The following is a 14139-nucleotide window of genomic DNA, read 5'->3' as shown; positions in this document are numbered from 1 at the left end:
CTATTTATTGATATTTTATTGATTCCATTGAAAAGCAATTCCCGCAAAATATGAGCGACCATAACTGAGCGGCACACTGCCACCGCCTGAATTATGCACTGAACCTGCATCTCCGAGCGTGCTGTTAAGCGTGGTTACATCGAAGATGTTCTTCACGCCTGCACTCAGCGTAATGAATTTCCCGAGCGACTTGCTCACTGTTGCATCAGCCCAGTGGAAGCTCGCCGTTTCGGCCAGCGCAGCAACAGGTTTTCCATCACGCACTGTTGCCTGATAAACCGGACGTTTACCGGTGAACTTGTAGAACACGCTCACGCTGGTTCCGATCTTTCTGATATTGTAACTCAGATTTGCATTCACTTCAGGCGACCACACGAATGTGGGTGAAGTTGAATTTTTAGAATACGTTGTATCATCTGCAAACCGATTGTATCTCCCGATATAAGAGAAGCCCAGCGTACCCTGCCATGCTTTGTAGCTGACAGTAGAGCTAATAGTTACTCCGGTGGTTTTGAAACGATCGATGTTCACGTAAGTCATTATATCCGGATTCAACGCATCATACCCATAATTTATCTGATTTCTGAAATCGTTGTAAAACGCTCCCACACTGGTTTTCAGCTTCACGTCATTTTTCAGAACAGGATGCCAGGTAAGTGATCCGTTGAAACTGTTGGAAGTCTCTGCTTCCAGATTTGTATTGCCTTTGATGGAATGGCTTGCATCGAAGAAATAGAAATACAGTTCGCGAAGTGCCGGTGAACGGAATCCTCTTGCATAAGCCAATCGCAGATCGAAATCTCTTCCGACATCGAACTTGGTATTGATCGATGGAATCACCGGAGGTGCATCATACACCGAGTTGCGTATCACGCGCAAACCCGGACGTATATTGATCCCTTCAGTTGGCTTCCACTCCCCCGAAGCAAAGAATGCGAAATCAGTAATGGAAGGTGTTCCCTGAATTCTCGCACCGGAAGCCGACTCTCTGTTGAAATCGAATCCGGGTTGAAAGGATAATTTCTCAGAGACTTTGTATTGTGCAGTCACTCTTGCAACGAGGCTGTTGAATTTCGCTTTATCCTGCTCACCCTCTCCAAGCGACAATGTGCGTTTGCCTGTATTCAGATCGAGGATAGTGGTCTGCGTTCTTCTCGAATAATCCGTGTAAGCCGCGATCCCACTGAGTTGCAGGCGATGACTGAAATTGTATTCAGCCTGTACCTGATGCATGAACCTTCGCGAAAAAAAGTTCTGATCTGGTGTTGTATTGGTGGCTTCGAAAATCGGTCCGTTATTGGAGATCGTTTCTCTCAGCATGTCGAAACGATACCATGCATTGAATGCAGCATTTCTGTAACCCAGTCTTGCATTGCCAAGCCATTGCTCTTTTGGATGCCATTCCTGTTTGGCGAGTTCCACATCTCTGCTTTCTTTCCATCCGCCAAAATCGTTGTGAGCTCCACCTGCAGCGATGCTCCATCCATTCTTCTGCCATCCAAGATTCAGGTATTGATTGTGCATTCCTTTATTCAGCAAAGGATTGTATTCGCCACCGGCAGATTCTTCCTGCATGCCTGCAGAAACAGACAAACTGCTTTTGCCTGGTTTCTTTGTAATGATGTTGATAACGCCCGCCAGTGCATCGGACCCATAAGAAACAGACATGGGTCCTTCAACGATCTCGATCCTGTCGATGCTGTGAACATCAATCTGGTTAAGGCTTTCGCGGGTATCGCCACGATCCACCATGGGTACACCATCGAGCAGGATCTTTACATTTCGTCCGCTCATTCCCATCAGTTCGATATCGGTTGTTCCGAGGGCTCTGTCGTTGAAGAAACGGATACCGAGTTCATTGTTCAGAACACCGGTAAGATTGGTAGCGGCCTGTGCCTTGATCCTGTCTGCATTGATGGTGCGTACCTGGTATACACTTTTGCGGAGTGATTGTGGCTGGTACTGTCCGGTTACCACTACTTCCTGCAGGTCACTAACGCGGTTGGACACACTATCTTTCTGTGCATCCTGCGCCATAACCGTAGAGCCTGCCATCAGCAGCAGGACAGTTGCATATATCGATCCGCTTAATATTGTTCGCATTGTTCAGGTGTTTAGCCGCATACAATCATCCCGGCCATCAATGGTTTGATGCAGTTAAGTTGATTGCTGGCAAAAGTCTAAATGGGTTTTCTTTCAGGCAGAGGGTTAGATTCAGCCTGACATAATGTGGAGGTACAAAATTAGATTGACCGGGAAAGAAGCTGTTACTGTAAAGGGAAAACGGGTTTACGCGAAACGGAATAAGGATTGGGGAAAGAGTTATGGCGGTTTTGTTGAATGGCCTTGCCGGTGAGGGGTATGTAACGCCGTCGAAAAACAGGCCGGGGAGGGGTTAACTCCGATTAGGCTGTAATCAAGGAGGATTAAGCGATGGAATAAAGCCGGACTCTCACGCAACCCGTTTTAAGGCCGGAGTTACATACCCCTTCCCCGGCCAATCTCCGAAAGGGGGAGAGAGGAAGGCTTGCGGGTGCATCTCTCAGAGTAATAGTATCTTTTACAATCCTGCTTTACAATTGATGTTGCATTTGCTTTTTCATTCTCCTAATTAAAATGCCGGGTATTCTTCAGCCTCGCAGTTTCATCAACTAATGCATCATTCTAAATAGCTATTTGTGGGTTCTAATAATTTTACGACAATTGAATGTTGCACATTCAGCGATGTGGAGCAAGGGGATATGAAAAGATGGCCTTAAAACAGGTTGGGCCATCGCCCGGATTTGTTCTAATGCCCAATCCTCCTTGATTACAGCCTAATCGGAGTTAACCCCTCCCCGGCCTGTTTTTCGACAGATTTTCATATCCCATTGCGAAACAGGAAAATCAACGAAAACATCAAACACAATAAAATTAATGCAACAACAACTCACAAGGCTTAATCCCCGTGTGACGCTTAAACGCTGTTGAAAAGTGTGAGATAGAAGAGTATCCCAGCATCATAGAAACTTCCGTAACGCTCAACCCTTTTTCATAAAGGAGATAACGTGCATGTTCCATGCGCTGGTTCTGATAGAAGTCGAATACTGTTGTGCCGAACAACTCCTTGAAACCTTTCTTGAGGTAACATTCATTGATGGCAACTTTACGGCTCAGCTCCTTAATAGTGATAGGCTCGCCGATATGCTGAATGAGGATCTCGCGCGCTTTTACAATCTTGTCCCTGTCTGCTTCATTCGCCAGGAACTTGCACTGGAACACTTCGATGCCCTGAGTTCCTTTCTCTTCGCCCAGCATACATTCCAGACTGTAAAGCAACAGCATCTGCACCTGTGCATTGATGTAGATATTCTCCAGACTGTCTGTGTAATTATGATTCAGCAACGCTTCCAGCACCATGCGGGTTCTGCCGCAGAGGTTCAGCACTTTCGTGAAAGAAGAAGCATGCTGAAACTGAAGTATCTCGTCAGAAACAGTATTGGCCACTGCATCCGGACGAACAAACTGAGAAAGATGAGCAGGGGAAAAACGGAAGCTCAATACATCCACTGTTTCTTCACGGTCGTTGCAGGTACGGCTGTTGCCGAACTTGCACTGATCGCACTCAGTGGCTTTTTGCTTGCAGTATACATTGCCGGAAAGACAGAAACGAAGTTCGAGATAATTCTCCTTCGGCTCATTCTTGCGGAAATGATACACCAACATACCCGTATCCTCGATATTCCATTGCGAATGCTTCTGGTAACGATGGATCATATACTGAACAGAACCCGGAATAAGCTGCTCTTTTTCAAACAACAAGTCCAGCTGTTCGTGCATGATTGGCTGTTTATAAGCCAAGGTTAGTATATCGGGCGGATGGTGCATAAAGCGGTGCAAATGTACAGCTACAACGCATAAAAACCCAATATGGTTGGCTGCCTTCGTCATAGTATTGTCAAAGAATGAGTCATGAAAAATAGTGACAATACGAAAAAGCCCCTGCTTTCGGGCAGGGGCTACATATATAATAAGGTATGATTCTAATCGAAACTTTGGTTGCTGCTCGCGGCCATCTTCAGCATTCTGTCGAACTGCTCTGGTGTTAAGTCGTTGTAGAAGAAGTAGATAGGATCTACCGGACGGCCATTTTTGTGCACTTCGTAGTGGCAGTGAGGTCCGGTTGATTTACCCGTGCTTCCTACCCATCCGATCACTTCTCCGCGTTTAACGCGCTGGCCGGCTTTCACTTTCACTTTGAACATATGCCCGTACAGGGTTTCGTATCCGTAACCATGATTGATCACTACGTGATTGCCATAACCGTTGCCCAGATTACCTGCAGTTCTCGCAACGCCGTTGGCGGTTGCATAGATGGGAGTACCCTGTGGAGCAGAGAAGTCAAGGCCAGCGTGGAATTTGATGGTTTTGTAAACCGGATCGATACGGCTGCCATAACCTGAGGCGACTCTTTTGAGATCGGAGTTGCTCACGGGTTGAATGGCGGGAGTCGATGCCAGCATCTCCTCTTTATTGGCGATGAATTTGGTGATATCGGCATAGGATGCATCCTGATTGGACATCCTGTTATTCAGATTGTTGAGCGTTTGAACGATGGAGTTTTCGAGTTCGGAATTGGTCATGCTGGTAACCATCTTCCATTCTTTCTGCTGTGCAATCTCCATGGCACGTGAGCTATCGGGGATGGGATTGGCCTCGAAGATCACGCGGTAGATCTCATTGTCCCTCTCTTCCAGCTCTTTAAGCCGTTGCGACAGTTTGCCCGCTGCATGATCGAGGTTCTCATATTGCTCTTCGAGCCTTTCATTCTCGGTAAGGAGTTTTTTCTCGTTGGCCGAAGGGAAATACCGGTATGCGATAGACACAATAATAAGTGCAGTAACTATTGCGGCGGAAATGAAGCCCAATACACGAAGCAGTTTAACGCGCAACGGCGTCTCCAGCTTCTCATACCGAAGCGTATTGGTATTATAGTAATACTTGATCTTTTTCATGAGACAGCGTGGTCACAGGATTTGATTTCATTTAAAAGACAGCGCTAATTGGATTACCTTTGCACCACGTTATTCAGAGCCAACGCTACAAACCTACAGGAAAAAGCGGATTTTTTTGCATTCTCTTAAAATTCCGATAGTTAACTGTTATACCGGGGGTAGCAGGTAAGGCCTTCACATTATCAAAGATTGTTCCGTTTATGATCACAAGCGCAGCTATACGCCAGCATTTTCTTGATTTCTTCAAGTCTAAAGGCCATGTTATTGTGCCTTCTGCTCCTATTGTTTTGAAAAATGATCCTACCCTGAAGTTCACCAACGCAGGGATGAATCAGTTCAAGGATTTCTTCCTTGGCAACAAACAATCTCCCAACAAAAGAGTGGCGGATACACAGAAATGCCTTCGCGTAAGTGGCAAACACAACGATCTGGAAGAGGTAGGGGTTGATACCTATCACCATACCATGTTCGAAATGCTCGGCAACTGGAGCTTCGGCGATTACTTCAAAAAAGAAGCGATCGAATGGAGCTGGGAACTGCTGACCACCGTTTTCCAGATCCCGAAAGACCGCCTCTACGTTACCATCTTTGAAGGCGATGCCAAAGAAAACCTGCCGAAAGACGAAGAAGCAGCTACAGAATGGAAGAAATGGATTGCGGAAGACCGCATCCTGCTCGGAAAAAAGAAAGACAATTTCTGGGAGATGGGCGATACCGGTCCTTGCGGCCCCTGCACCGAAATTCATGTGGACTGCCGATCTGATGAGGAAAGAGCACAGAGCGATGGTGCATCACACGTGAATAACGATCACCCGCAGGTGATCGAGATCTGGAACAACGTATTCATTCAGTTCAACCGACTGAAGAACGGAACACTCGAACCACTTCCTGCAAAACACGTGGATACCGGAATGGGCTTTGAAAGACTGGTTCGTGTGATCCAGGGCAAACAATCCAACTACGATACCGATGTGTTCTCCGAAACCATTGCAGCCATCGGCAATATCGTAAACAAAAAATATGATGGATCGGATAGCCGTCAGGCAATCGCCTTCCGCGTACTCGCAGATCATATCCGCGCAATAGGATTCGCTATTGCAGACGGACAACTTCCATCCAACACGGAAGCCGGATATGTGATCCGCCGCATCCTCCGCCGCGCGGTTCGTTACTACTATTCTTATCTCGATTACAAGCAGCCGCTGCTGCATCAGATATTGCCGGTAGTGGCACATCAGTTCAAGGATGTATTCCCCGAACTGCAGGCGCAGACTGATTTTGTGAAGAAAGTGATCAAGGAAGAAGAAGAAGCTTTCCTCCGCACACTCGAAAAAGGATTGAAGAAAGTAGATGAACTGATCGCAACTGCAGCCAATGGCACTATTGGTGGCAGCGCAGCATTTGAACTGTACGACACTTTCGGCTTTCCGATCGACCTGACCGAGCTCATCGCACGTGAAAATAATCTCACCGTAGACAGGGCCGCGTTCGACAAAGAACTGCTGGAGCAAAAGAACCGCAGCCGTGCAGCCACATCACTCGAAACAGAAGACTGGGTGGTACTGGTAAAAGATGGCGGTAAAGAGAACAACAGCCCCAGCTTCGTTGGATACGAAATGCTGGAACTCCAGACCAAAGTGCAGAAGTACCGCAAGATCAAAGCCAAAGGAAAAGAATCGTTCCAGCTGGTATTCAACACCACACCATTCTACGCAGAAAGTGGCGGACAGGTGGGCGATACCGGTATCCTCAGCTTCGATGGAGAAATGGTGCCTGTTACCGATACCAAAAAAGAAAACGACCTCATTGTTCACTTTACCGATACACTGCCCGTGAACATCACGGCTCCTGTTGATGCGAAGGTGGATGTTGAGCGCCGTAAACATACTGCCATCCATCACTCAGCAACACACCTGCTGCATGCTGCGCTGCGCCGCGTTCTCGGCACACACGTAGCACAGAAAGGATCATTGGTGAATGATGAATACCTGCGCTTCGACTTCTCCCACTTCGCTAAGATGACGGATGAAGAGATCAGCAAAGTAGAAATGATGGTGAACGAAAAGATCCGCGAGAACATTCCAGTGGTGATTAAGGAACTGCCTAAGGAAGAAGCCCTGCAACTCGGCGCCATGGCGCTTTTCGGAGAGAAATACAGCGATGTGGTTCGCGTGGTGATCATGGATCCCAACTACTCTATCGAACTTTGCGGAGGTACGCACGTTGGCTCAACCGGTGAACTCGGATTGCTGCGCATCAAACAGGAAACTGCTGTTGCTGCAGGTGTAAGAAGAATCGAAGCTGTGTGCGGACTCGCTGCTGAAAAATACATCGATGAGCAGATCAACGATCTGAAACAGGTGAAGCAGTCGCTCAAGAATCCCAAAGAACTCTCCAAAGCTGTTGATCAGCTGCTCGCAGAAAACAGCGAACTGAAGAAGAAGCTGGAGCATCTGGAGAATCGCATGCTTGTTGGCGTTCGCAACGAACTGCTGCAAAAAGATCAGATCATCAATGGCGTTACTTACATAGGCGAAATCGTTGAAGTAGGCAATGCAGATGCACTGAAAAAACTGGCATTCGATCTCAAGAATAATCTCAACGATTATGTGGCAGTACTCTGCGCCAATATCGGAGGCAAGCCATTTGTAGCAGTGGGTATTTCCGATACGGTAGTTGCTGCAAAACAACTCGATGCCGGAAAGATCATCAAAGAACATATCGCACCGCTGATCAAAGGTGGTGGCGGTGGCCAGAAGAACCTCGCTACTGCGGGTGGGCAGGATGCAAGTCAGCTCAGCGCTGCAATTGAAAAAGTAAAGGGATTGTTGTAGAATGATCCGTTAGATAATTGAAAGCTGTCCTGGTTCCCAGGGCAGCTTTTTCTTTTGGATTTGGAAGGCAGCTGTTCCGTGGGTGTCCCGTGGTCTGCCCGAGGTTACTCCATGGTTTACCCATGCTTACTCCGGGGATGAGCCGTGGCTGCTCCGTGGTTTACCCGAAGCTGGTCCGAGCTTGCTACGAGGTTGTTCCGTGGTTGGCCTGTGCCTGGTCCGAGGTCTACCCGTGGTTGTTCCGTGGTTGGCCCCTTGCCGTCCGTGTTTTTTCCGTGGTCGTTCCGTGGTTAGGGTCTTGTCCTGTTATAGGTTTACACCTTCATTTGTTGCAACTCTGTTAAAACGCCCACTTCATTTCCGAATACTTTCGTATTTCAGCAAATTCCTTATATTTGATCTACGAAACATTCCGTAGTAAAATAATTAAACTTCGTTTCATGAAAAGATATGCTCTTGCCATGGCGCTGGCTACAGCCACCCTCCTTACAGGCACTGCCTTTGCCCAGGAATCAAACGATTCAAAAGACAAAGAACAAAAAGACTCAAAGAACAAACTGAAACAATACGATGAGCTGATCATCCGCAAAAAATCCGACAAGGATGAAAAGATCACAATCGAAATCAAAGACGGCACCGTAACCATCAATGGCAAACCCATGGATGAATACGACAATGAAAACCTCAGCATCCGCAATGCCAGATCGGGCCGCATTGTAATGACCTCCCCTTTCCGCCAGGGTCGCGGAGGCGCCAACAGTTTTGAAATGTTCAACGACGACAGAATGGGCAAAACACGTCCATTCCTCGGTGTTACCACTGAAGAAGCTCCGGGCGGTGCAAGGATCACCAATATTTCAAAAGGCAGTGCAGCTGAGAAAGCCGGACTGAAAGAAAAAGACGTGATCCGCAAGATCGACGAAGAAAAAGTGCAGGACGAAAATGATGTTTCCCGCATCATCCGCTCACACAAACCCGAAGACAAAGTGAAGATCCTCGTTCTCCGCGACGGTAAAGAGCAAACGATTACCGCTACGTTGGGACAGGCTAAGGCGGAAGCTCAATCTTTCAATTACAACTTCGACGTGCCAAACGATATGTTCAAAGAATTCAAACTCGATGAACTCGGTCAGGGCTTCAATTTCTCCGAACCTCGCGCATTCAGCTTCGGCAGCAACGGCCGCCCCAGAATCGGCATCAAAGCTCAGGATACCGAAAATGGCGTAGGTGTAAAAGTGCTGGATGTGCAGGAAGGATCTGTTGCTGAAAAAGCAGGCATCAAGGAAGATGATATTATCACAGAATTTAATGGAACAAAGGTGAACAGCGCCGATGAATTATCACGCGAAGTAGGCGAAGCGAAAGACAAACCAAAGTCTTCCGTGAAACTCCTCCGCGATGGCAAAACGGTTAACCTCGATATTCTCACTCCCAAAAAGCTGAAAACCGCCAATCTCTAAAAGATACAATGCATTAGGGCATGGGCCGATGCGAATAGCCATCAGAAACAACCCGATTTAGCTACCCGGAATACGCATACAGCTGGTACCTGTTCGTATTCCGGGCTTTTTTTATCCCCCTTGCAATCCGCATGGAATAAGGTATTTTTGTATGCTCTGGCCAATACCAACTTTATGGCAATCAATTACGATGCATACGAATTAGTAGCAGGACTTGAAGTGCACACTCAACTGCTCACCAACAGCAAGTTGTTCTGTGGCGACAGTGCTGCATTCGGCGGTGATCCCAACACGCATATCAGTGCAATTACATTGGGCCATCCCGGCACACTTCCCAAACTGAACAAAACAGCTGTGGAGTACGCCATCAGAATGGGCATTGCATGTCATTGCACCATCAGTCCGAATAACTATTTCGCACGCAAGAATTATTTCTATCCCGATCTCCCCAAGGGGTATCAGATATCTCAGCACACCACCCCTATCTGCATCGGCGGTTATGTGAATATCCGCGTTGGTGAAGAAGAAAAAGCCATCGAACTGAACCGCATCCATATGGAAGAGGATGCAGGCAAAAGCATTCACGATGTAGATCCTGAAAATACCTGTGTCGATTACAATCGTGCCGGTGTTCCATTGCTCGAAATAGTAACAGATCCGGTTATCCGAAGCAGTGATGAAGCATTTGCTTATCTCACCGAGCTTCGCAAACTGGTTCGTTATCTCGGCATCTGCGACGGCAATATGGAAGAAGGCAGCATGCGCTGTGATGCCAATATTTCCGTTCGCAAAAAAGGAGATCCCAAACTCGGTACCAAGGTAGAGGTGAAGAATCTCAACTCCATCCGCAACGTAAAACGCGCCATAGACCTCGAAGCTAAACGCATGATCGAAATGCTGGAGAACGGAGAAACCATCGTGCAGCAGACACGCAGCTTCGATGCAACTACCGGAACCACTTTTGCAATGCGAACCAAGGAAGAAGCAAACGACTATCGTTATTTCGCTGACCCCGATCTGGTGCCATTCCGCGTTACCGAAGAGATGCTGCAATCTATCCGCGCGAGCATTCCGGAATTACCCGAGCAACGCATTGCACGATATACACAGCAATTGCAATTACCACTCTACGATGCCCGCGTACTCTGCGACGAAAAAGAACTGGCAGATTATTTTGAAGGAGTGATCGCACATACAGCCAACAACAAAGCCGCTGCCAACTGGCTGCTTGGTCCGGTTAAATCCTGGCTCAACGAAAACAGTGCAGGCATTACGGAATTCCCTTTGCAACCTGTGGCCATCGCATCGCTCATTCAGGTGATCGATACAGGCAAACTCAACTTCTCCATCGCATCAACCAGAATACTTCCTGCACTGATCGCTGAACCTAACCGCGATCCGCTGGATATCGCTGCATCGCTTAACCTCTTGCAGGATTCAGACGAAGGCAACGTGGCAGCATGGGTGGAAGAAGTACTGAACAAGATGCCGGAAAAAGTAGCCGAATATCGAAAAGGCAAAAAAGGATTGATAGGATTGTTTGTAGGAGAAGTGAAGAAAATTTCCAAAGGGAAAGCCGATCCTAAAATCACCAACGATATACTTTTGAAAAAACTGGATTCGTCCATATAACCAGCAAAAAAGATTACATGAAAAAACAACTGAATTGGATCGTTCTGTGTGCAGTAACAGTTTTTGCAGCCTGCTCAGGCGATTCCAAACAAAACCTCGAAGTAAAAGGAACCGTAGCCAATGCAGATCAGGTTTCTGCATTGTATCCCAAAGCAATCGAAGACGGAAAGATCACGGTTTTCCTCTACGAAGTTCCTTTCGGAACTGAAACACCGCCTGTTCAACTCGACTCCATCACTATTCCCGCAACAGCGAAAGATTTCGCCCTGAAAGGCAAAGGTGCCAAAGGAGGTTTCTACAATGTAGTGATCAAGAATGGTCCGTTGGTTCCCGTGGTGTACGATGCATCACCCATTACACTCAATATCGACTTTGCCGGAAAAGAGAAATTCTATTCCGTATCAGGATCTGAAGGTACAGAAGAGCTCCGCGATTTCCTTTTCACATATGCAGACCGCAGAAATGAAATCGATCGTTCCATGCTCGCACTCGATAGCCTGAAACGTTTCGCAGCAGCAGACTCCGTACTCATTTTGGCTACCAACAAAAAGAATGATGCCATTAAAGGACTGAATGATTTCCTGAGAAAATCTCTCAACGATATCAAACAACCAGTTGTTGCGGCATTCGCGCTTGGCCGTGCATCCACAACACTGGAACAACCAGAGTTTGAAAGCCAACTGGCAGGCCTGTTGAAGAAATTCCCGAACGATCCTACGCTTACAGATCTGCAGAAAAGATACGAAGCTTATAAAACGCAGGTAGCTGATATGCAAAAGCAGCAGCAGGCTGCGGCTGAGAACCGCAAGTCTAATTCACTTATCGGCAAAGCTGCTCCTGAACTGGCCATGCCTGATGTGAATGGGAAAAATATCACCTTATCATCTTTCAAAGGGAAATACGTATTGGTCGATTTCTGGGCAAGCTGGTGCGGGCCCTGCCGTGCAGAAAATCCGAATGTAGTAGCTGCATACAATAAATTCAAGAGCAAGAATTTCACTGTACTGGGTGTATCGCTCGATAAGGATAAGAAAGCATGGGCCGGTGCCATTGCAGAAGACAAACTCGATTGGCCGCAGATAAGTGATCTGGCATTCTGGAACAGCAAGGCAGTTGCATTGTATCAGTTCGATGGAATTCCATACAATGTGCTGGTTGATCCGAAAGGAATTGTGATAGCGGAATCACTGCGTGGAGAAGCTCTGGAACAGAAGCTGGCGGAGGTGTTGAAGTAAGATCCCCGCTACTGACTGACCCGGTAAGATAAAAATTAAATAAGAGATTCAATAGCCTGATAACTATTCAGGGCAAAAGCAAACGGAGATCCATTGATCTCCGTTTGCTTTTTATTTAAGGCTATTATTCCAATGGGCGCTATTCATGTCTTGAGTCATTACCCTTCTCTTCAATGTACCCGAAATAAACAAAAAGAATCGAGGTCAAAAACACTATGCCTAAAACAATTAACGCAGCTCCTTTTAGAACTGGTCCGAATAACTGTATTTTATCCTGTCCGCTACCAATCTTAGTATTCCAAAACACAAGGACAAAAGCAGCAAAGAAGTAAGCAACCTGCAAGCAGTTTCTGATAATATTGATTGTTCTTGTTTTCATAGTCTTTAGAGAAGTGAATCTTTATACTCCCTTAATAACAAGGGCCTGCATTTGATGCAGGCCCTCATCTGGAACTATATTCTACTTTAACTCTCCTTACTTATCCAACACAGGGTTGTTCAACACTTCCGCCTGAGGAATCGGGAAAGTGAGCTGCTTATCGTCATAAGCCCAGGTTTTGCCAGGAAGATACAGGTGGTTTGTACCTCTGGTTACAGACTGCTTATTGCGTTTCATCGCGAGATAAGCTTTTCCTTCTCCCCACAACTCCAAACGCGTTTGAAGGTAGATCTCTTTTTTCAGTGCATCTCCTGAGAGTGCTTCAACATAGCTAATATCTCCGATACGCTCAGCCAGCAGTTTTTTCAGTGATGTTTTTGCATTGGCATCGTCATTCAAACGTGCATATGTTTCTGCATTCAGCAACTGGAATTCATCTGCTCTCATGTACACGTAATCAGTTACCACAATTCTCTGTCCTTCTTCTTTACGTGCAGGATCAAAGAATTTGTTGACAGGAATTCCTTCCTCATCAAACTGATCTTTTCTGATATCATCAGAACGGAATTTCGACTGTAGTCCATTGTCGATTGTTTTATAATCACCTACAGAAGCATAGCTATAAGTGAAGACGTCCATCTGTCCCCACCATGATGCCAGATCGAGATTGGCAGCGAGGGTAAGATCTACACCCCAGATCCAACTTGGTGTTCTCACGCTATTGAAACCAGATTGCGGATTCAGCAAAGTACCTGTTTGTGAAAACGTTGCCACAGTTTCCCCTCTTGTAGTAAGCGGATAAGCATTAGTGATATCATTAGTGAGCGTAACAACTTTCTGAAGATCTTCGTTAGTACCTCTTGACGAAAGCACATACGCGAGCAACCCCTTCGCTACTGTTACATCTATCTGATCTTTTGATTTTCTTTCGAAACCATTTAGATAGGTGATCGCTCTGTTAAGATCGGAGATCATCAGATCCCAAACCTGTTTTGCAGTGCTTTTCGGCTGGTTTACACCTTTCGAAGTTCTGTAGATCGGGAAAATTTTCTCTGTACCATCACCATATCCTTTTTGTGAATAGAGCTGGCTAAGATAAAAGTATGCGTAAGCACGCATTGCAAGCGCTTGTCCCATGATTCTTTTTCTCACAGCATCTGTCGGCTCAAAATCATCGCCACCCAATATGTCCATCACAGAGTTTGCTCCCATCACCTGCAGGTAATAATAGCGCCATGGCTTATAGTTGTAAGCACTGGTATAATCGATGGTTGAAGTAAGACGAACAACCGGACCATACCAACCATAAGATACGGAAGGCATTGCCATATCACCAGACATCATATCACTGTAGATGTCGTATCCTTTCTGACCAAAATCATCATGATCAGTTGTACCACCTGTTCCAGGATTGTACATGGTTGAATAAAGACCAGCCACACTTCCATCGAGAATAGATGGATCTTTTTTCGCCAGCTCAATCAGTTCCTCAAAAGAAATCTGCTCACTGGGTTCGGCATTCAGGTAATCCTTTTTACATCCGGTCATTACCATTGAGCCTACCAATGCAGGGATCAATAATATTTTATGAATAGTTTTCATGAT

8 protein-coding genes are annotated in these 14139 nt (G+C 46.4%); 4 read left to right on the top strand and 4 right to left on the bottom strand.

Annotated features, from left to right (window positions below):
• Nucleotides 1–15 precede the first annotated feature (15 nt).
• From HHL16_RS05945 to HHL16_RS05935, 3 genes are all read right to left on the bottom strand, one after another.
• The gene (locus HHL16_RS05945; protein ID WP_206022257.1) at nucleotides 16–2103 is read right to left on the bottom strand and encodes a TonB-dependent receptor; all 2088 of its coding nucleotides are present in this window, start codon (nucleotides 2101–2103) and stop codon (nucleotides 16–18) included.
• Between the two features lie 810 nt (nucleotides 2104–2913).
• A complete protein-coding gene (locus tag HHL16_RS05940; protein ID WP_240965845.1) occupies nucleotides 2914–3819 on the bottom strand; it encodes an AraC family transcriptional regulator in 906 nt (301 codons plus the stop codon).
• Nucleotides 3820–4022: 203 nt separating this feature from the next.
• Nucleotides 4023–4994, bottom strand: coding sequence for a M23 family metallopeptidase (locus tag HHL16_RS05935; RefSeq protein WP_169424213.1), 972 nt, complete (start codon nucleotides 4992–4994; stop codon nucleotides 4023–4025).
• 200 nt (nucleotides 4995–5194) lie between these two features.
• Here HHL16_RS05935 and alaS point away from each other — a divergent pair, with 200 nt between their 5' ends.
• From alaS to HHL16_RS05915, 4 genes are all read left to right on the top strand, one after another.
• Entirely contained in the window at nucleotides 5195–7828 is a 2634-nt protein-coding gene (gene alaS / locus HHL16_RS05930; RefSeq protein WP_169424212.1) for an alanine--tRNA ligase, read from the top strand.
• Between the two features lie 440 nt (nucleotides 7829–8268).
• The gene (locus HHL16_RS05925; protein ID WP_169424211.1) at nucleotides 8269–9288 is read left to right on the top strand and encodes a PDZ domain-containing protein; all 1020 of its coding nucleotides are present in this window, start codon (nucleotides 8269–8271) and stop codon (nucleotides 9286–9288) included.
• A gap of 174 nt (nucleotides 9289–9462) precedes the next feature.
• Nucleotides 9463–10920: an Asp-tRNA(Asn)/Glu-tRNA(Gln) amidotransferase subunit GatB gene (gene gatB, locus HHL16_RS05920; RefSeq protein WP_169424210.1), complete on the top strand. Its 1458-nt coding sequence runs from the start codon at nucleotides 9463–9465 to the stop codon at nucleotides 10918–10920.
• Nucleotides 10921–10937: 17 nt separating this feature from the next.
• Nucleotides 10938–12155, top strand: coding sequence for a TlpA disulfide reductase family protein (locus HHL16_RS05915; protein ID WP_169424209.1), 1218 nt, complete (start codon nucleotides 10938–10940; stop codon nucleotides 12153–12155).
• A gap of 475 nt (nucleotides 12156–12630) precedes the next feature.
• Here the strand turns inward: HHL16_RS05915 and HHL16_RS05910 are convergent, their stop codons facing one another.
• Nucleotides 12631–14136 (bottom strand): RagB/SusD family nutrient uptake outer membrane protein, encoded by a 1506-nt coding sequence (locus HHL16_RS05910; protein WP_169424208.1) that lies wholly within the window; start codon nucleotides 14134–14136, stop codon nucleotides 12631–12633.
• Nucleotides 14137–14139: the final 3 nt, after the last annotated feature.

Origin of the sequence: Pseudoflavitalea sp. G-6-1-2, assembly GCF_012927185.1 — a bacterium.
Taxonomy (GTDB): Bacteria; Bacteroidota; Bacteroidia; order Chitinophagales; family Chitinophagaceae; genus Pseudobacter.
The sequence above is the reverse complement of the archived record's forward strand: the minus strand, read 5'-3'. Positions and strand labels throughout refer to the sequence as shown.

Bases quoted from the DNA above. Each gene is read 5' to 3' on its own strand.
- HHL16_RS05945 (WP_206022257.1), bottom strand. From the start codon at position 2,103: ATGCGAACAATATTAAGCGGATCGATATATGCAACTGTCCTGCTGCTG.
- HHL16_RS05940 (WP_240965845.1), bottom strand. From the start codon at position 3,819: ATGCACGAACAGCTGGACTTGTTGTTTGAAAAAGAGCAGCTTATTCCG.
- HHL16_RS05935 (WP_169424213.1), bottom strand. From the start codon at position 4,994: ATGAAAAAGATCAAGTATTACTATAATACCAATACGCTTCGGTATGAG.
- alaS (WP_169424212.1), top strand. From the start codon at position 5,195: ATGATCACAAGCGCAGCTATACGCCAGCATTTTCTTGATTTCTTCAAG.
- HHL16_RS05925 (WP_169424211.1), top strand. From the start codon at position 8,269: ATGAAAAGATATGCTCTTGCCATGGCGCTGGCTACAGCCACCCTCCTT.
- gatB (WP_169424210.1), top strand. From the start codon at position 9,463: ATGGCAATCAATTACGATGCATACGAATTAGTAGCAGGACTTGAAGTG.
- HHL16_RS05915 (WP_169424209.1), top strand. From the start codon at position 10,938: ATGAAAAAACAACTGAATTGGATCGTTCTGTGTGCAGTAACAGTTTTT.
- HHL16_RS05910 (WP_169424208.1), bottom strand. From the start codon at position 14,136: ATGAAAACTATTCATAAAATATTATTGATCCCTGCATTGGTAGGCTCA.